This is a genomic window from Micromonospora sp. NPDC000089 (assembly GCF_042899365.1).
In the GTDB taxonomy this organism is placed as follows: Bacteria; Actinomycetota; Actinomycetes; order Mycobacteriales; family Micromonosporaceae; genus Micromonospora.
On the sequence record NZ_JBIAZT010000004.1, the window covers coordinates 141521 to 157979 of the forward strand.

The following is a 16459-nucleotide window of genomic DNA, read 5'->3' on the forward strand; positions in this document are numbered from 1 at the left end:
CACCAAGATCTGCACCGCAGTCAGTCCGCCAGGGCGGACAGGGCCAGATCGACGTCCGCCTGGGTGGTGTAGAGGTGGAACGAGGCGCGGACCCGCCCGGCGCGGACCGCCGCCCGTACCCCGGCGCGGGCCAGTTTCTCCTGGGCGTCGGGCACGTCCACCGAGACGATGGCGCTCTCCCCCGGCGGCCGACCCAGCCCCGCGAGGAACCGGTTGGCCAACGCCACGTCATGCGCGTACACGGCGGCCGGTCCGATCTCGGCGAGCAGCTCCAGGGCCGGGGCGGCGCCCACGTAGCTGAACCAGGCCGGGGAGATGTCGAACCGCCGGGCGTCGTCGGCCAGTCGCAGCGGCGGGCCGTAGTAGGAGGCGTGCGGGTCGGCACCGGCGTACCAGTTGGCGGCATCGGGGCGCATCCGCGAGCGCAGCTCCGGCGCCAGGTAGGCGAAGGCCGTGCCGCGCGGGCACATCAACCACTTGTACGCCGATACCACGACCGCGTCGGCCAGCGAGGCGTCGAAGGGCAGCCAGCCGCAGGCCTGGGTGGCGTCCACCACGACGAGGGCGCCATGGGCGCGAGCCGCCGCGACCACCTTGTCGTACGGGGCGAGCGCGCCGTCGGCCGACTGCACCAGGCTGAACGCGACCAGGTCGGTGCCGGCGTCGATGGCGTCGACCAGCCCGGCAAGCGGCACGGTGCGGACCCGTACGCCGCGCTCCTGCTGCACCAGCCACGGGAAGAGGTTGGAGGTGAACTCCACCTCGGGCACCACCACGGTGGCGCCCGGGGGCAGCGCGGCGGCCACCGGGGCGAGCAGCTGCGAGGTGGTGGCGCCGGCCGCCACGTCCGACGGCGCCACCCCGACCAGACCGGCGAAGGCCACCCGTGCCCGGGTGGTCGACTCCGACCAGCCCTCCCAGGACATCCGTCCCGCCCGCCAGCCCGCCAGCGCCTCCTGCAACGCCGTCCACGCCGGGTCGGGTGGCAGCCCGTAGGTGGCGGTGTTCAACCAGCCGGGCTCCGGCTGCCACAGCTTCTGTGCCTGCTCCAGTTCCATGCCATCGAGGCTAGGGACCGCGTCCGCCGAGGGTCAGCGCCAATCCCGTGGTGGTGGCCCCACCGTCCGGCGGCCGGCGTTGACAGGCTGCCTTACGTTGATGATCCACACAGTGACGCACCCTGGAAGGGGAGGCCCGTGCCGATCGGCTTCACGCTCGCCGTCATTCTCGGAGTCGGGCTGGTGATCGCCGGCGCCGTGGCGGCCGCCGCCCGGAACCGGGGCGTCAAGCAGCTGTCCGCGTTGATCGCGCTCGGCTGCCTCGTCGGGACGCTGATCTTCACGGTGGCGGCCAGCGCGCACTCGGTGCCGATCCGCTCCGTCGGGATCGTGACCAGCTTCAACAAGCCCACCGGCAAGATCACCGGCTCCGGCCTGAAGTGGGTCGCCCCCTGGCAGAAGGTGGGCGAGTGGGACGCCGGCCGGCAGAAGTACGACCACATCGGCGGCGACCGCTGCGTCCGGGTGCGCACCGGCACCCTCGCCGACGCCTGCGTGGAGGTGCTGGTCGAGTGGCAGGTCAAGCCCGAGAACGCGCCGAAACAGTTCATGGACTACAAGGGCGACTTCGAGAGCTTCCGGGGCCAGCGGGTCGGGGTGCAGCTGGACAGCGCCGTCAACGACGCCTTCGCCTCGTACAACCCGCTGGAGCGGATCGACGCCCGGACCGGCAACCTGAACGTCGACCTCAAGCCGTTCGCCGAGGGCATCCGGGGCAACGCCGAGACCCGGCTCTCCGGGGACGTCGACATCCTCTCGGTCACCATCACCCGGGTGAACCACGACGACAAGACCGAGGGCAACATCAAGGCCTTCCAGGACAAGCTCGCGCAGACCCGCAACCTGGAGCAGGACCGCAAGAACGCCGACATCCAGAAGCAGATCACCGAGACCAACGCCAAGGTCGACAAGGTGTCCCGCTGCCTGGAGATCGCCGAGAAGAACGGCAGCAGCCCCGGCCTGTGCATCAACCCGGGCATCGTGACCGGGGGCAAGTGAGGTCCGCCCCGGTGACCGTCAGCGGATGTTTCCGGTGTGGCCCAGCGAGTAGCGGCCGGGCTGAGGCCAGACGGTGAGGCCGTGCGGGCCCTTGCCGACCGGGATCCGGGCCAGCAGCTTGCCGGTCGCGGTGCTCAACGCGTACACCTCGTCGGTGAACCGCCCGGAGAGCCACAGCACCTTGCCGTCGGCGGACAGGCCGCCCATGTCGGGGCTGCCGGTCGGGATCCGCCAGGTCGCGGTGCTCTTCAGGCTCGCCAGGTCGAGCACGGTCACCGTGCCCTCCTCCCGGTTGGTGACGTAAGCCTGTCGGGCGTCCCGGCTGAAGTAGATGCCGTGCGCGCCCCGGCCGGTGGGGATGAACGCGGTCTGCCGGGTGGCCTGGCCGTCGAAGACGTAGACCCCGTTGGCGCGCATGTCGGCGACCAGGAAGTGCTGCCCGTCCGGGGTCAGCCGGGTGTCCTGCGGCATCCCGTCGGGCGTCCGGGTGAGGCGGAACTCACGCACCTTGCGCAGGGAGGCGGTGTCCAGCACCAGCATCCGGTTGGCGAACTCGCAACTGAACAGCATGGTCCGGCCGTCGGCGGAGTAGTCCATGTGGTTGACGCCGCCGCACTCGGGGAACCGCACCGAGCGCACCCGCTGCCAGCTGGCCAGGTCGTAGAAGTCCAGTCGCTGGTACTCCTCGGCGACCACGATCGCCTGCTTGCCGTCCGGGGTGAAGTAGAGGTTGTAGACGTCCTCGAGGTTGCGGAACTCGCCCGGCTCACCGGTCCGCGCGTCGATCGGGATCAGACCACCCCGCGGAGACTGACTGGACGCCACGTAGAGCGTCCGCAGGTCGTAGGAGGGGACGACGTGCTGGGGCTCCGGGCCTCCGGGGAACTTCCCCACCACCTGGTACGTTCCCGGGTCGATCAACCAGACGTCGTTGCTCTTGGTGTTCGGCACGTACACCATCGACCGGTCACCGCGTACCGCCTCGGTCAGCTGGTCGGGGCCGGCGGCGGCGTAGACGTTGCCGGCCGCCGGATAGGTCGGCATGCCCGCGACCAGCGGGCCGAAGGCGCTCGCCGACGGCCCGGCCGCGGTCGGCCGGACCGACGCGGGCCCGGTCGAGCTCGGTCCGGCCGGGGTCGGCCCGGCATCGGCCTTGTCGGTGGGCGGCCGGTCGGTGCAGGACGCGAGGCCGGCCACCAGCGCCAGGGCGGGGACCACGGCCCGGAGGCGACGACACGACATCATCCACCGACAATAAGCGACATTCCGCCCCATATCGGCCGATCTCACACGGCGGACCGGGTCAACTGACGTTGGCCGGGCCGAGCACGCTCTTCAGGTCACCCATCAGCGCGGTGGTGGCGGCCACCCGGAACGGCCCGAGTCGCAGCGTGGTGGTCTTACCGCCGTTGAGCAGCTTGACGTGCACCTCGGTGTCGCCCGGGTGCAGCACCAGCGTCTCCTTGAGCCGCTCCACCAACGGCGGCGTGCACCGGTGCACCGGGATGGTCAGGGTGACCGGCTTGCTGCCCGGGTTGCTGCTGACGTCCGGCATCGACATGTCCATCGCCATGATCCGCGGGGTGTCGTCGCGGCGGTCCACCCGCCCCTTGACCACCACGATGGCGTCCTCGGCGATGTACTGGCCGATCACCTCGTAGGTGTTCGGGAAGAAGAGCGTCTCCACCCCGCCGGCCAGGTCCTCCAGGGTGGCCGAGGCCCAGGCCCGGCCCTGCTTGGTGACCCGGCGCTGCACCCCGGAGAGGATGCCGGCCAGGGTGACCACCGCGCCGTCCGGCACGGTGCCCTCCTCCGACAGCGCTGCGATGGTGGTGTCAGCCGCCGCGCCGAGCACGTGCTCCAGGCCGAACAGCGGGTGGTCGGAGACGTACAGGCCGAGCATCTCGCGCTCGAAGGCGAGCTTGTCCCGCTTGTCCCACTCGCTGTCGGAGATGACCGGCATCACCGTGGTGCTGCCGCCGGTGTCCGCGTCGCCGAAGCCGGCGCCGAACAGGTCGTACTGGCCGACGGCCTCCTTGCGCTTGACGTCGGCGTACGCGTCGATCGCGTCGGCGTGCACCGCGAGCAGCCCCTTGCGGGGGTGCCCCAGCGAGTCGAACGCGCCGGCCTTGATCAGCGATTCGATGGTCTTCTTGTTGCAGACCACCGCGTCGACCTTGGACAGGAAGTCGTAGAAGTCGGCGTACTCGCCCTTCTCCTCCCGGCAGCGCATGATCGAGGCGACCACGTTCGCGCCGACGTTGCGCACCGCCGCCAGGCCGAAGCGGATGTCCTTGCCCACCGGGGTGAACGGACCGGCCGAGGTGTTCACGTCCGGCGGCAGCACCTGGATGCGCATCCGGCGGCACTCCGACAGGTAGAGCGCCATCTTGTCCTTGTCGTCGCCCACCGAGGTGAGCAGCCCGGCCATGTACTCGGCCGGGTAGTGCGCCTTGAGGTACGCCGTCCAGTACGACACCAGCCCGTACGCGGCGGAGTGCGCCTTGTTGAAGGCGTACCCGGCGAACGGCACCAGCACGTCCCAGACCGCCTGGATGGCGTCGTCGGGGTAACCGTTGGCTCGGCAGCCGTCCCGGAAGGGGATGAACTCCTTGTCGAGGATCTCCTTCTTCTTCTTGCCCATCGCTCGGCGCAGCAGGTCGGCCTGGCCGAGGGTGTAGCCGGCGAGGATCTGCGCGGCGCGCTGCACCTGCTCCTGGTAGACGATCAGGCCGTGGGTGGGGGCCAGGATCTCCCGCAGCGGCTCCTCCAGGGCCGGGTGGATCGGGGTGATCTCCTGGAGGCCGTTCTTGCGCAGCGCGTAGTTGGTGTGCGAGTCGACGCCCATCGGGCCGGGCCGGTAGAGCGCCAGGACGGCGGAGATGTCCTCGAAGTTGTCCGGCTTCATCAGCCGCAGCAGCGAGCGCATCGGCCCGCCGTCGAGCTGGAACACGCCCAGCGTGTCGCCCCGGGCCAGCAGCTCGTAGGCGGCCTTGTCGTCCAGCGGCAGGGCCAGCAGGTCGAGCTTCTCGCCGTGGTTGAGCTCGATGTTCTTGACCGCGTCGTCGATGATCGTCAGGTTGCGCAGGCCGAGGAAGTCCATCTTCAACAGCCCGAGCGACTCGCACGTCGGGTAGTCGAACTGGGTGATGATCGCCCCGTCGGCGTCCCGGCGCATCAGCGGGATGTGCTCGATGATCGGCTCGGCGGACATGATGACGCCGGCCGCGTGCACGCCGGTCTGCCGGATCAGCCCCTCGATGCCCTTGGCGGTGTCGATCACCTTGCGCACGTCCGGGTCGGACTCGTACAGGCCACGGATCTCGCCGGCCTCGGCGTAGCGCGGGTGCTGTGGGTCGAAGATGCCGGTGAGCGGGATGTCCTTGCCCATCACCGCCGGGGGCATGGCCTTGGTGATCCGGTCGCCGACCGCGTACGGGTAGCCGAGGACCCGGGCCGAGTCCTTGATCGCGGCCTTCGCCTTGATCGTGCCGAAGGTGGCGATCTGGGCGACCTTGTCCTCACCCCACTTGTCGGTGACGTACTTGATCACCTCACCGCGCCGACGCTCGTCGAAGTCGATGTCGACATCGGGCATCGAGACCCGCTCGGGGTTGAGGAACCGCTCGAAGATCAGCCCGTGCGGGATCGGGTCCAGGTCGGTGATGCCCAGGGCGTACGCGACCAGCGAGCCGGCGGCCGAGCCACGGCCCGGGCCCACCGCGATGCCCTGGCTCTTGGCCCACTGGATGAAGTCGGCGACCACGAGGAAGTACGACGGGAAGCCCATCTGGTTGATGACGCCCAGCTCGTACTCGGCCTGCACCACGTGCCCCTGCGGGATGCCGTTCGGGTAGCGGCGGGCCAGGCCGGCGAAGGTCTCCTTGCGGAACCAGGACTCCTCGGTCTCCCCCTCGGGGACCGGGAAGCGCGGCATCAGGTTGTGGAACTCGAACATCCCGGTCGGGTCGACCTTCTCGGCGACCAGCAGGGTGTTGCGGCAGCCGGCCTGCCACAGCTCGGACGAGTCGACCGCGCGCATCTGGTCGGCGGACTTGATGAAGTAGCCGCCGCCCTCGAAGCGGAACCGGTTCGGGTCGTCGACGTTGCTGCCGGTCTGTACGCAGAGCAGCACGTCGTGCGCGGTGGCCTGGGCCTCGTGGGTGTAGTGCGAGTCGTTGGTGACCACCGGCGGGATGTCCAGCTTGCGGGAGATCTCGGTGAGCCCGTCGCGGACCCGGCGCTCGATCTCGATGCCGTGGTCCATGATCTCCAGGAAGTAGTTCTCCTTGCCGAAGATGTCCTGGTAGCTGGCGGCGACCTTGAGCGCCTCGTCGAACTGACCCAGCCGCAGCCGGGTCTGCACCGCGCCGGACGGGCAGCCGGTGGTGGCCATGATCCCCTCGGCGTGCTCGGCGATCAGCTCCATGTCCATCCGCGGCCACTTGACGTAGTGGCCCTCCATGGAGGCGCGCGAGTTGAGGGTGAACAGGTTCTTCAGGCCCTGGGCGTTGCGCGCCCACATGGTCTTGTGAGTGATCGCGCCGTTTCCGGAGATGTCGTCGCGCTTCTGCTCCGGCCGACCCCACTTGACCCGCGCCTTGTGGTAGCGCGACTCCGGCGCCACGTACGCCTCGACACCGAGGATCGGGGTGACGCCGGCGGCCATCGCCTGGTTGTAGAAGTCGTTCGCGCCGTGCATGTTGCCGTGGTCGGTGATCGCCACCGCCGGCATGCCGAGCCGCTTGGCCTCGGCGAAGAGGTCCTTGAGCCGGGCCGCCCCGTCGAGCATCGAGTACTCCGTGTGCACGTGCAGATGCGCGAACGAGTCGGCCATGCGTGGCGCCCCCCGGGGTGTTGATCAAGCTGCGTCGGAGTCGACCGGCCCACCCTACCGAGGCCGCTCGCGCGGCTCCACCGTCCGCGCCGAGGGTGGCCACCGTCTCCCTCGGAACACGTCCGGACGGACACATTGCTGTCCGCGCTGGCAATAGTGTGTGGCATACAGTATGGTGTGACGCATGGGCAGCGACGAGATCCTCCGAACCCACCTCCAGGAGCTGCGCCGCGGCACCGTCGTGGTGGCCAGCCTGGTCGCGCTGCGCCAACCGGGCTACGGCTACGCGCTGCTGCAACGGCTCACCGACCACGGCTTCCCGGTCGACGCCAACACGCTCTATCCGCTGCTGCGCCGCCTGGAGGACCAGGGGCTGCTGACCAGCGAGTGGAACACCGACCAGAGCCGGCCGCGCAAGTTCTACCGGACCAGCGCCGAGGGCGAGACGGTGCTGACCCGGCTGCTCGACGACCTCGCCGCCGTGCAGGCCTCCGTCACCGGGCTGATCGAAGGAGTGGACCGATGAACACCCTGACCGACCGCTATCTCGCCGCGACCCTGCGCACCGTGCCGCCGCAGCGGCGCGAGGAGATCGCCGGCGAGCTGCGCGCCTCGATCCGGGACATGGTCGAGGACCGGGCCGGCGCCGGGCAGGACCCGGCGACCGCCGAGCGCGAGGTGCTCACCGAGCTGGGGGCGCCCGAGCTGCTCGCCGCCCGCTACACCGACCGGGTGCTGCACCTGATCGGCCCCACCTACTACCTGATCTGGTGGAACCTGCTGCGCCGGCTGCTCACCTACATCCCGGCCACGGTGGGGGTGATCGTTGGCGTGGTCCACGCGGCGACCTCCGACGCGCCCGGCGGCGCGGTGGGCGCCGGGATCAGTGCCGCCATCCAGGCCGCCGTGCAGATCGCCTTCTGGACCACTCTGGTCTTCGCCGTCCTGGAGCGCACCCGCACCCCGTTGGAGCTGCCCGCCTGGACGCCGGACAAGCTCCCCGAGGCTCCGGTCGAGCGGGACACCCGGCTGCCGGAGACCTGCGCCGGCGTGGTGATGCTGGTGCTGCTCGGCGGCTTCCTGGTGTGGCAGCACTTCCGCTCCTGGGTCCCCGGGCCCGACGGGCGGGACATCCCGCTGCTCGACCCGGCGCTGTGGAACGACTGGCTGCCGGTGCTGCTGGCCGTGCTGCTGCTCGGCGCGCTCTTCGAGATCGTCAAGTACCGGATCGGGCGGTGGACCTGGCCGCTGTTCGGCGCGCGGGTCGCCCTCGACCTGGCCTTCTGGCTGCCAGTGGTGTGGCTGCTGCGCTCCGACCAGCTGCTCAACCCGGCGCTGCTCGACCGGGTCGAGTGGCTGCGCGACCCGGGCAACCTCGACACCGTGATCACCATCGCCACCGCCGGGGCGGCCCTGGTGCTGATCTGGGGGATGGTCGAGGCGGCGATCAAGACGTACCGCGCGAACCGTTGACCCGCGACCGGCCCGGCGCACACGAGGGCGCCGGGCCGGTCGCGCCTACGTCGGGCCGGCGGTTGCCCGCCATTCCCGGGCCAGTACGGCGTAGACCAGCTCGTCGGTCCACTCCCCCTTGACGAACTCGTTCTCCCGCAGGTGCGCCTCGCGGCGCATGCCGAGCCGCTCCAGGACCCGGGCCGAGGCGGTGTTGCGGGCATCCAGCCGGCCGGCGATCCGGTGCAGGCCGAGGCCGTCGAAGCCGAGCCGCAGCATCGCCCGGGCCGCCTCGGTCGCGTACCCGTGGCCGGCATGGTCGGGGTGGAACACGTAGCCGATCTCGCCCTGCCGGTGCGCGGCGCTGGTCCAGACCAGGATCACGTCCCCGATCACCGCGCCGGTCTCCCGCAGCACCACGGCCAGGTTCAGCACGTCGCCCTCGGCCCGCAGCGCGTCGCGGCTCCGCTTGCGCTCCAGCGCCCGTCGACTGCCCTCCAGGTCGTTCGGCTCGAAGTAGAGGTAACGGGTGACGTCCGCGCGGGACTGGTAGGAGTGCAGGACATCGAGGTCGCCCTCGCCGAACAGGCGCAGGTCTAGCCGGTCGGTCCGGATCGGCAGGTCGGGGATCAACATCCGCGGAGGGTACGTCCCCAGCGCCGCCCCGCCCAGCGGTTTCCGCCCGTCAGGCCGGCCGCCGCCGGCCGGCTCGGCGATGGGCGCGGAGCACCTCGCGCGCCCAGTCGAGCATGTCGCACCGAGCGTCGCGGCACTGTGCGCAGCGACCGGTGGCCCGGTGCGCGTTCGGCGGCTCGCGGTGCTGCGTCACCACCCGCTGGGCCGTCCAGATCACCAGGGCGGGCGTGATCGGCCCGTCGTCCATCGGCACGTCTGGTCCCTCCGTAACGGCAGGTCCGGGCACCGATCCCCGATCAGGCACCCGGACCGCTCACCGACGGCCCGCACGATCACTTCGCCGGCCGAACCCGGCCTCAGGATAAGCCTGTACGAGCATGTACGTCTAGATACGTAGCTAGAGCAACCGTGTCGTGCCTGCTCAACTAGCGTCGGTCTCATGATCGACCCTGACGGCCCGGTGCCGGTCTACCGGCAGGTGGCGGACATTGTGGCCGAGCGAATCGCCACCGGAGCCCTCGCGCCCCATCGGCCGATCCCGAGCGAGTCGGCGCTGGTGCAGGAGTTCGGCATCGCCCGGGGCACAGCGCGGCGGGTGGTGGCGGAACTGCGGGACCGCGGGCTGGTCTACACGGTCCCCCAGCGGGGCACGTACGTCGGTCAGCCGGAAAGCTGACTTCGCGGCGGCCAGGACCCCCGGCAATGCGAGGTGATCAGCTGAGCACGCAGCGGACGGCCCGCCCCACCGGCGCGAGCCGCCCGCCGAAGCGCGCGAATCAGCAGGGCACGCTCTCCCAGCCGGTCGGCAGCCGGGGCGCGGCCCAGGACGGGTCCGGTCGCCAGCGGGCCCAACCTTCGTCCCACCAGCACCGACCGGCGTCCAACAGGGCCGCGATCCGGTCTCCCTCGGCGCGGATCGCGTCCGCCATCCCCGGGTAGCGCCCCTCGGCCAGACGCTCGGCGAACAACTCGACGTCCTTCCAGACGTAGCGGTCGGCGTCGACCGCCCACCACAGGTCCAGCTCGTGGTCGAGGGTGTCCACCCCGATAGGGGTACGCCGGAACGGATCCTGGAGGTTGAAGTACCAGCCGGCGAAGGCACGGTCCGGACCGGTCCAGAAGATGTCGACCGAGTGGGCCTCACCCGGCCGCTGGAGCATCAGCTTGCCGTGCCCCGACCAGGCGGTGTGCCCGGCCACCTGCCAGGGGTGCCGGCCGCAGGGAAAGCCGCCCTGTTCGGGAAAGCCGAACTCGGCGCCCGGCGGCAGATAGAGCGCGAGCAGGTCGGTGGAATCCTCGACGCAGATGGTCGGACAGCCGAACCAGACCTCACCGCGCAGTATTTCCCGCCGGACGACCAGGTCGCCCGGCGGGAACCGGGGTGGCGTCACGGCGCTCAGGCGTCGACCGCCTCCATGACCTCGTCGGAGACGTCGAAGTTCGCGTAGACGTTCTGCACGTCGTCGCAGTCCTCCAGCACGTCGATCAGCTTGAAGATCTTGCGCGCGCCCTCCTCGTCCAGCGGCACGTTCATGCTGGGGATGAGCGAGGACTCGGCCGACTCGTACTCGATGCCGGCGTCCTGCAGGGCGGTGCGGACCGCGATCAGGTCGGTCGGCTCGGAGACCACCTCGTACGCCTCACCGAGGTCGTTGACCTCCTCGGCGCCGGCGTCGAGGACCGCCATCATCACGTCGTCCTCGCTGGTGCCGCCCTTGGGGACGATCACCACGCCCTTGCGGGAGAACATGTACGACACCGAACCGGCGTCGGCGAGCGAGCCGCCGTTGCGGGTGAGCGCGGTGCGCACCTCGGTGGCGGCGCGGTTGCGGTTGTCGGTGAGGCACTCGATCAGCATGGCCACGCCGTTCGGGCCGTACCCCTCGTACATGATCGTCTGCCAGTCGGCGCCGCCGGCCTCCAGGCCGGAGCCCCGCTTGACCGCGCGATCGATGTTGTCGTTCGGGACCGAGCTCTTCTTGGCCTTCTGGATGGCGTCGAAGAGGGTCGGGTTACCGGCCGGGTCGCCGCCGCCGGTCCGCGCCGCGACCTCGACGTTCTTGATCAGCTTGGCGAACATCTTGCCGCGCTTGGCGTCGATGACCGCCTTCTTGTGCTTGGTCGTCGCCCACTTTGAGTGGCCGGACATCTGTTACCTCCGTTGCTACCCGCCGTCTGCATCGACCGCACCGCGCCCGGCCCCCGAACGGCGCACGCGGACGGTGCCGGTCAGCCCTGAAGGAAGCCGTGGCGGGCAGCTGGCCCTGCCGAATCCCGGCAATCCTACCGGCGTCCGGCGGGCCGCTGTCACGCACCGCGCGCCCGGCACCGTCCCACCGGGCACGAAACCCACCAAACCTGGCGTACGACCCGTCAGCCGGTCGCCCGGACCAGCTCCACGAAGTACGCGTGCAGTCGCCGGTCCCCGGTCAGCTCCGGGTGGAACGAGGTGGCCACCAGGTTGCCCTGCCGGACCGCCACGATCCGCCCGGCGGCCGGCCCCTCATCCACCCGGCCCAGCACCTCGACATCCGCGCCGACCCGCTCGACCCAGGGCGCCCGGATGAAGACCGCGTGGAACGGCTCGCCGTCGACCCCGGCGATCCGCACCGGCGCCTCGAACGAGTCGACCTGCCGGCCGAACGCGTTGCGCCGCACGGTCATCTCGATGCCGGCGAAACCGCGCTGGTCGGGGCGGCCGTCCAGCACCTCGGTGGCCAGCATGATCATGCCGGCGCAGGAGCCGTAGACGGGCATCCCGCCGGCGATCCGCTTGTCGATCGGCTCGCGCAGCTCGAAGATGTCGGCCAGCTTGCTGATGGTGGTGGACTCGCCGCCCGGGATCACCAGCCCGTCGACCGCGTCCAGCTCGGCCGGACGGCGGACCGGGCGGGCGTCCGCGCCGGCCGCGGCCAGGGCGGCGACGTGCTCGCGGACGTCCCCCTGCAGGGCGAGCACCCCGATGACGGGCGTGGCCACGTCGGCTCCTCTCCGAAGGTGGCGCGGGGGCCCTCGACGGGGCCCCCCCGCGTCAGGTCACCAGCCGCGCTCGGCCAGCCGGTGCGGCTGCGGAATCTCGTCGACGTTGATGCCGACCATCGCCTCGCCGAGGCCCCGGGAGACCTTGGCCAGCACGTCCGGGTCGTCGTGGAAGGTGGTGGCCTTGACGATCGCGGCGGCCCGCTGCGCCGGGTTGCCGGACTTGAAGATGCCCGAGCCGACGAAGACGCCCTCGGCGCCGAGCTGCATCATCATCGCCGCGTCGGCCGGGGTGGCGATGCCGCCCGCGGTGAACAGCACCACCGGCAGCTTGCCGGTCTCGGCGATCTCCTTGACCAGCTCGTACGGCGCCTGCAGCTCCTTGGCCGCGACGAACAGCTCGTCGGCCGGCAGCGAGCTGAGCCGGCGGATCTCCTGCCGGATCCTCCGCATGTGGGTGGTGGCGTTGGAGACGTCGCCGGTGCCGGCCTCGCCCTTGGAGCGGATCATCGCCGCGCCCTCGGTGATCCGGCGCAGCGCCTCGCCCAGGTTGGTCGCGCCGCAGACGAACGGCACCGTGTACGCCCACTTGTCGATGTGGTTGGCGTAGTCGGCCGGGGTCAGCACCTCGGACTCGTCGATGTAGTCGACGCCCAGCGACTGCAGGATCTGCGCCTCGACGAAGTGACCGATGCGTACCTTGGCCATCACCGGGATCGAGACGGCGGCGATGATGCTCTCGATCATGTCGGGGTCGCTCATCCGGGACACGCCGCCCTGGGCGCGGATGTCGGCCGGCACCCGCTCCAGCGCCATCACGGCGACCGCGCCGGCGTCCTCGGCGATCTTCGCCTGCTCGGCGGTGACCACGTCCATGATCACGCCGCCCTTGAGCATCTCGGCCATGCCCCGCTTCACGCGGGCGGTGCCGACGACGGGCGTGGCGGTGGCGTCGGCGTTCGGGGAGGTGGAATCGGACACGGGTCATCGCTCCTTGGACGTCTGGCGGTGGCTGCCCGAATGCTATGCCGGCTCCGGCGCCGGTCCGACAGCCAATCGCACCCCTGGTGGCCTGCACTGTGTCGGCCGTCACCGGCCGTGGCGGCTGCCCGCTCAGCTCGCGCGGACGTCGTCCGGCAGGGTCAGGGTGGGGTCGTCGACGTCGAAGTAGCGGGGCCACGGGTGCCGGCGGCTCATCCCCAGCATCCGCACCAGCGGGCGGCTCCGCGCCGACCGGGCGTCCCGGACCAGGTCGGTGTGCACCTGCCGGGCCAGCCCCAACCGGCGGCTGGCCGCGATCACCGCCTCGCACGCCGGGTCCGTCGGGTCCAGCCGCACGGTGCGCAGCTGCCGGGTGAGGTCGTTCTCGGCGGCCTCCCGCTCCTCGGGCACCGCGTCCAGCGCGATCCGCGCCGCGGCGTACAGCTCGACGCCGTACCGTCGCTCGGCCAGCACCGCGGCGGCGGCGGCGCGGCGCAGCAGGTGCGCGTCGAGCGCCCGGGCCGCCGACTCCGCCCGGGTCTGCAGCCGCTCCACCCGGCCGGCCGTCCAGATCAGGTACGCCCCGACCAGCCCGGCGACCACCGCCGCGACCACCACCCACCACATGTGCGGCATCGTAGTGGTCACGCCGTCCCGCCCAGCCCCACCCACTCCTGGTCCATCACCCGGCCGTCGGTGGCCTCGATGGCCGCCGCGTAGACCTCCACCACCCGGCGGGCCACCACCGGCCAGTCGTAGTGGGCCACCACCAGGTCGCCGCAGGCGGTCAGCGCGGCCCGCTGCGCCGGGTCGTCGAGCAGCTCGGCGAGGGCCGCGCGCAACCCGGCGGCGTCACCGGTCGGGAAGAGGCGGCCGGCCCGCCCGCCGTCCAGCACCCGGCGGAACGCGTCCAGGTCGCTGGCCACCACGGTGGTGCCGGCCGCCAGCGCCTCGGTGAGGATCATGCCGAACGACTCGCCGCCGGTGTTCGGCGCGACGTACAGGTGCGCGCTGCGCAGCATGCGGGCCTTGTCCGCCTCGGAGACCAGGCCGAGGAAGGTGACCCGGTCGCGCAGCTCGGCCGGGAACCGCCCGAGCAGGTCGTCCGGGTCGCCCGGCCCGGCCACCAGCAGCCGCAGCCCCGGCCGTCGCGGGGCCAGCGCCACGAACGCGTCCCGCAGGATCGGGAAGCCCTTGCGCGGCTCGGTGAAGCGGCCCAGGAAACCGAGCGTGCCGCCGCTGCCCGGCGCGCACTCCCCCGGCCAGCCCGGCAGCGGCGGCACGCCGGCGAACTTCGCCACCGCCACCCCGTTGGGGATCTCCACCGCCCCACCGTCCAGGTGCTCGACCTGGACCTTGCGGGCGAGCGCGCTGACCGCGATCCGGGCGGTGATCCGCTCCAGCAGGATCTGCAGCACCCCCTGCGCGGCGGAGAGCACCCGGGACCGGGTCATCGCGGTGTGGAAGGTGGCCACCACCGGGCCACGCGCGCAGAGCACCGCCAGCATCGACAGGCTCGGGGTCAGCGGCTCGTGCACGTGCAGCACGTCGAAGTCGCCCCGGTTGATCCAGCGTCGCACCCGGGCCACCGACACCGGGCCGAACGCGATCCGGGCCACCGAGCCGTTGTACGGCAGCGGCACCGCCCGACCGGCCGACACCACGTACGGCGGCAGTGCCGAGTCCTCGTCCGCCGGGGCCAGCACGCTCACCCGGTGGCCCAGCCCGATCAGCGCCTCGGCCAGATCCATCACATGGTTCTGCACGCCGCCGGGCACGTCGAACGAGTACGGGCACACGATGCCGATCCGCACGTCACTGCCTTTCGTTCGCGACTGCGGGGCTCCGCTGCGCTGCACTCCTCGCGCTCACCGGAGCCCGCCTTTCGTTCGCGACTGCGGGGCTCCGCTGCGCTGCACTCCTCGCGCTCACCGGTGAGCCTCCCCGTTTCAGGCCGAGTCGGCGGCGGGGGCGGTGACCGGCTGGTCGCGCCACATCCGCTGCAACATGTGCCAGTCTTCCGGATGCCGGGCGATGCCCGCCGCCAGACCGTCGGCGATCCGCTGGGTAACCTGGCGGACCCGCTCGTCCAGCGGCGCGGAGTCCGGATCCGGCAGGGTCAGCGGTCCCTCGATCGAGGCGCACGCGGCGTCCGGTTCGTACCAGAGTGAGGCGACGTAGAGCGGGGCGCCGGTGCGGATCGCCAGCAGCGCCGGGCCGGCGGGCATCCGGGTCCGACCGCCGAAGAAGTCGACCTCGATGCCGCGGGCGGAGAGGTCCCGGTCGGCCAGCAGCGGCACCACCGCGCCGGCGGCCAGCCGGTCGAGCAGCACGTCGAAGGCGGGGCGCGGGCCGCCGTGGGTGGGCAGGATCTCCATCCCCAGCCCCGCCCGGAACGCGACGAACCGCTCGTAGATCCCCTCCGGCTTGAGCCGCTCCATCACCGTGGTGATCGGCCAGCCGGTGGCTGCCACCCAGGCGCCCGCGGCGTCCCAGTTGGCGGCGTGCGGCAGCGCGACCACCGCGCCCCGGCCGGCGGCCACGTCGGCCGCGAGCAGGTCGACCGAGGCGGGCTCCAGCCGGAAGCCGGCGAGGATCTGCTCCCGGCTCAGCGTGGAGAGCCGGAACGCCTCCATCCAGTACCGGGCGTACGAGCGCAGGCCCCGCCGGACCAGGGCGTCCAGCTCCGCCTCGGGCAGCTCGGGGCCGACCACCCGGCGCAGGTTGGCACGCAGTCGGGCCGTACCCCCGCCGGGGCGGCGGGCGGCGCGGTCGGCGCCCGCCCGGAAGGCCGCCGCGACCAGCGGCCGGGGTAGCGCCCCGGCCAGCCGCCAGCCGGCGGCGTAGCCCAGCTCGGTGAGGTTCACTCCCGGCCGGCCGGTTGCGCCTGCCGGTACACGTGGACCATCCGCTGGCCGACCGTGAAGATCGACACGGCGGCGAGCAGCCAGAGCGAGACCTCCAGGGCGCGGTCGATCCCGAGCCCGGTGAGCACGCCACCCACCCCGACGATCAGCAGCCGCTCGGTGCGCTCGGCGACGCCCACGTTCGCGGTCATCCCGAGCCCCTCGGCGCGGGCCTTGACGTACGAGACCAGGCCGCCGGCGGCCAGGCAGACCAGCGCGGCGGCCACGCCGGAGTACTCGTGCCGGGTGGCCAGCCAGTAGGCGACCGCGCCGAAGACCGCGCTGTCGGCCACCCGGTCCATGCTCGAGTCGAGGAAGGCCCCGAACTTCGTGGAGCCGCCGCTCATCCGGGCCATCGTGCCGTCGAGCAGGTCGGTGAGCGCGAAGAACGTCACGATCACCGCCCCGGCGACGAGGTGACCGCGGGCGCCGAAGCCGAGGGCGCCGACGAGCACGCCGAGGGTGCCGGTCACGGTGACCGCGTTGGGGGACACACCGGCGCGGAGCAGACCGCGCGCGACCGGCTCCACGACGCGGGTCATCCCCGCGCGGGCCGTCACTTGGAAGATCTTCGCCATGGCGGTCCCACGATAACGGCCGGCCCCACCGCC

General features: G+C 71.8%; 17 protein-coding genes. 4 read left to right on the plus strand and 13 right to left on the minus strand.

The genetic code is table 11. From position 1 onward, the window contains the following. Nucleotides 1–20: 20 nt before the first annotated feature. Nucleotides 21–1058 carry an aminotransferase class V-fold PLP-dependent enzyme gene (locus ACFY3U_RS10190; protein WP_387198059.1) on the minus strand — a complete coding sequence of 346 codons (1038 nt, stop codon included), beginning with the start codon at nucleotides 1056–1058 and terminating at the stop codon, nucleotides 21–23. 138 nt (nucleotides 1059–1196) lie between these two features. On the opposite strand from ACFY3U_RS10190, the gene ACFY3U_RS10195 reads away from it, so the two are divergent. Next, the gene (locus ACFY3U_RS10195) at nucleotides 1197–2057 is read left to right on the plus strand and encodes an SPFH domain-containing protein (RefSeq protein WP_387198062.1); all 861 of its coding nucleotides are present in this window, start codon (nucleotides 1197–1199) and stop codon (nucleotides 2055–2057) included. Nucleotides 2058–2075: 18 nt separating this feature from the next. On the opposite strand, the gene ACFY3U_RS10200 is transcribed toward ACFY3U_RS10195, so the two are convergent. Then, nucleotides 2076–3275, minus strand: a complete 1200-nt coding sequence (locus tag ACFY3U_RS10200) for a YncE family protein (protein WP_387198065.1) — start codon at nucleotides 3273–3275, stop codon at nucleotides 2076–2078. A gap of 85 nt (nucleotides 3276–3360) precedes the next feature. Further along, the gene (dnaE, locus tag ACFY3U_RS10205; RefSeq protein WP_387198068.1) at nucleotides 3361–6894 is read right to left on the minus strand and encodes a DNA polymerase III subunit alpha; all 3534 of its coding nucleotides are present in this window, start codon (nucleotides 6892–6894) and stop codon (nucleotides 3361–3363) included. A 184-nt stretch (nucleotides 6895–7078) separates the two neighbouring features. Here dnaE and ACFY3U_RS10210 point away from each other — a divergent pair, with 184 nt between their 5' ends. Together ACFY3U_RS10210 and ACFY3U_RS10215 are read left to right on the plus strand one after the other, a co-directional pair. Beyond that, a complete protein-coding gene (locus tag ACFY3U_RS10210; RefSeq protein ID WP_387198070.1) occupies nucleotides 7079–7420 on the plus strand; it encodes a PadR family transcriptional regulator in 342 nt (113 codons plus the stop codon). Then, nucleotides 7417–8367, plus strand: a complete 951-nt coding sequence (locus tag ACFY3U_RS10215; protein WP_387198073.1) for a permease prefix domain 1-containing protein — start codon at nucleotides 7417–7419, stop codon at nucleotides 8365–8367. The genes ACFY3U_RS10210 and ACFY3U_RS10215 overlap by 4 nt, the downstream gene beginning before the upstream one ends. 45 nt (nucleotides 8368–8412) lie before the next feature. On the opposite strand, the gene ACFY3U_RS10220 is transcribed toward ACFY3U_RS10215, so the two are convergent. Together ACFY3U_RS10220 and ACFY3U_RS10225 are read right to left on the minus strand one after the other, a co-directional pair. Next, nucleotides 8413–8982, minus strand: coding sequence for a GNAT family N-acetyltransferase (locus ACFY3U_RS10220; protein WP_387198076.1), 570 nt, complete (start codon nucleotides 8980–8982; stop codon nucleotides 8413–8415). 49 nt (nucleotides 8983–9031) lie between these two features. Next, nucleotides 9032–9235, minus strand: coding sequence for a hypothetical protein (locus ACFY3U_RS10225; RefSeq protein WP_387198079.1), 204 nt, complete (start codon nucleotides 9233–9235; stop codon nucleotides 9032–9034). A 186-nt stretch (nucleotides 9236–9421) separates the two neighbouring features. Here ACFY3U_RS10225 and ACFY3U_RS10230 point away from each other — a divergent pair, with 186 nt between their 5' ends. After that, nucleotides 9422–9658, plus strand: a complete 237-nt coding sequence (locus ACFY3U_RS10230; protein WP_387198082.1) for a GntR family transcriptional regulator — start codon at nucleotides 9422–9424, stop codon at nucleotides 9656–9658. 100 nt (nucleotides 9659–9758) lie between these two features. On the opposite strand, the gene ACFY3U_RS10235 is transcribed toward ACFY3U_RS10230, so the two are convergent. From ACFY3U_RS10235 to pgsA, 8 genes are all read right to left on the minus strand, one after another. Next, complete coding sequence (locus ACFY3U_RS10235; protein WP_387198086.1) at nucleotides 9759–10373, minus strand: DUF402 domain-containing protein; 615 nt, start codon at nucleotides 10371–10373, stop codon at nucleotides 9759–9761. 5 nt (nucleotides 10374–10378) lie between these two features. Then, complete coding sequence (locus tag ACFY3U_RS10240) at nucleotides 10379–11131, minus strand: YebC/PmpR family DNA-binding transcriptional regulator (protein WP_387198089.1); 753 nt, start codon at nucleotides 11129–11131, stop codon at nucleotides 10379–10381. A 224-nt stretch (nucleotides 11132–11355) separates the two neighbouring features. Continuing rightward, nucleotides 11356–11961: a pyridoxal 5'-phosphate synthase glutaminase subunit PdxT gene (gene pdxT / locus ACFY3U_RS10245; protein ID WP_387198092.1), complete on the minus strand. Its 606-nt coding sequence runs from the start codon at nucleotides 11959–11961 to the stop codon at nucleotides 11356–11358. A gap of 57 nt (nucleotides 11962–12018) precedes the next feature. After that, nucleotides 12019–12942, minus strand: a complete 924-nt coding sequence (gene pdxS, locus ACFY3U_RS10250; protein ID WP_387198095.1) for a pyridoxal 5'-phosphate synthase lyase subunit PdxS — start codon at nucleotides 12940–12942, stop codon at nucleotides 12019–12021. Between the two features lie 132 nt (nucleotides 12943–13074). Then, nucleotides 13075–13578, minus strand: a complete 504-nt coding sequence (locus tag ACFY3U_RS10255) for a hypothetical protein (protein ID WP_387198840.1) — start codon at nucleotides 13576–13578, stop codon at nucleotides 13075–13077. Between the two features lie 8 nt (nucleotides 13579–13586). Further along, on the minus strand, nucleotides 13587–14756 hold the full coding sequence (locus ACFY3U_RS10260; RefSeq protein ID WP_387198098.1) for a glycosyltransferase family 4 protein: 1170 nt from the start codon (nucleotides 14754–14756) through the stop codon (nucleotides 13587–13589). 135 nt (nucleotides 14757–14891) lie between these two features. Then, nucleotides 14892–15809: a phosphatidylinositol mannoside acyltransferase gene (locus ACFY3U_RS10265; protein ID WP_387198101.1), complete on the minus strand. Its 918-nt coding sequence runs from the start codon at nucleotides 15807–15809 to the stop codon at nucleotides 14892–14894. Continuing rightward, nucleotides 15806–16426: a phosphatidylinositol phosphate synthase gene (gene pgsA, locus ACFY3U_RS10270; RefSeq protein WP_387198104.1), complete on the minus strand. Its 621-nt coding sequence runs from the start codon at nucleotides 16424–16426 to the stop codon at nucleotides 15806–15808. The genes ACFY3U_RS10265 and pgsA overlap by 4 nt, the downstream gene beginning before the upstream one ends. Between the last annotated feature and the right edge of the window lie 33 nt (nucleotides 16427–16459).

Excerpts from the sequence above, each read along its gene's own strand:
- ACFY3U_RS10190 (WP_387198059.1), bottom strand. The coding sequence starts at position 1,058 with ATGGAACTGGAGCAGGCACAGAAGCTGTGGCAGCCGGAGCCCGGCTGG.
- dnaE (WP_387198068.1), bottom strand. The coding sequence starts at position 6,894 with ATGGCCGACTCGTTCGCGCATCTGCACGTGCACACGGAGTACTCGATG.
- ACFY3U_RS10210 (WP_387198070.1), top strand. The coding sequence starts at position 7,079 with ATGGGCAGCGACGAGATCCTCCGAACCCACCTCCAGGAGCTGCGCCGC.
- ACFY3U_RS10215 (WP_387198073.1), top strand. The coding sequence starts at position 7,417 with ATGAACACCCTGACCGACCGCTATCTCGCCGCGACCCTGCGCACCGTG.
- ACFY3U_RS10220 (WP_387198076.1), bottom strand. The coding sequence starts at position 8,982 with ATGTTGATCCCCGACCTGCCGATCCGGACCGACCGGCTAGACCTGCGC.
- ACFY3U_RS10230 (WP_387198082.1), top strand. The coding sequence starts at position 9,422 with ATGATCGACCCTGACGGCCCGGTGCCGGTCTACCGGCAGGTGGCGGAC.
- ACFY3U_RS10240 (WP_387198089.1), bottom strand. The coding sequence starts at position 11,131 with ATGTCCGGCCACTCAAAGTGGGCGACGACCAAGCACAAGAAGGCGGTC.
- ACFY3U_RS10255 (WP_387198840.1), bottom strand. The coding sequence starts at position 13,578 with ATGCCGCACATGTGGTGGGTGGTGGTCGCGGCGGTGGTCGCCGGGCTG.
- pgsA (WP_387198104.1), bottom strand. The coding sequence starts at position 16,426 with ATGGCGAAGATCTTCCAAGTGACGGCCCGCGCGGGGATGACCCGCGTC.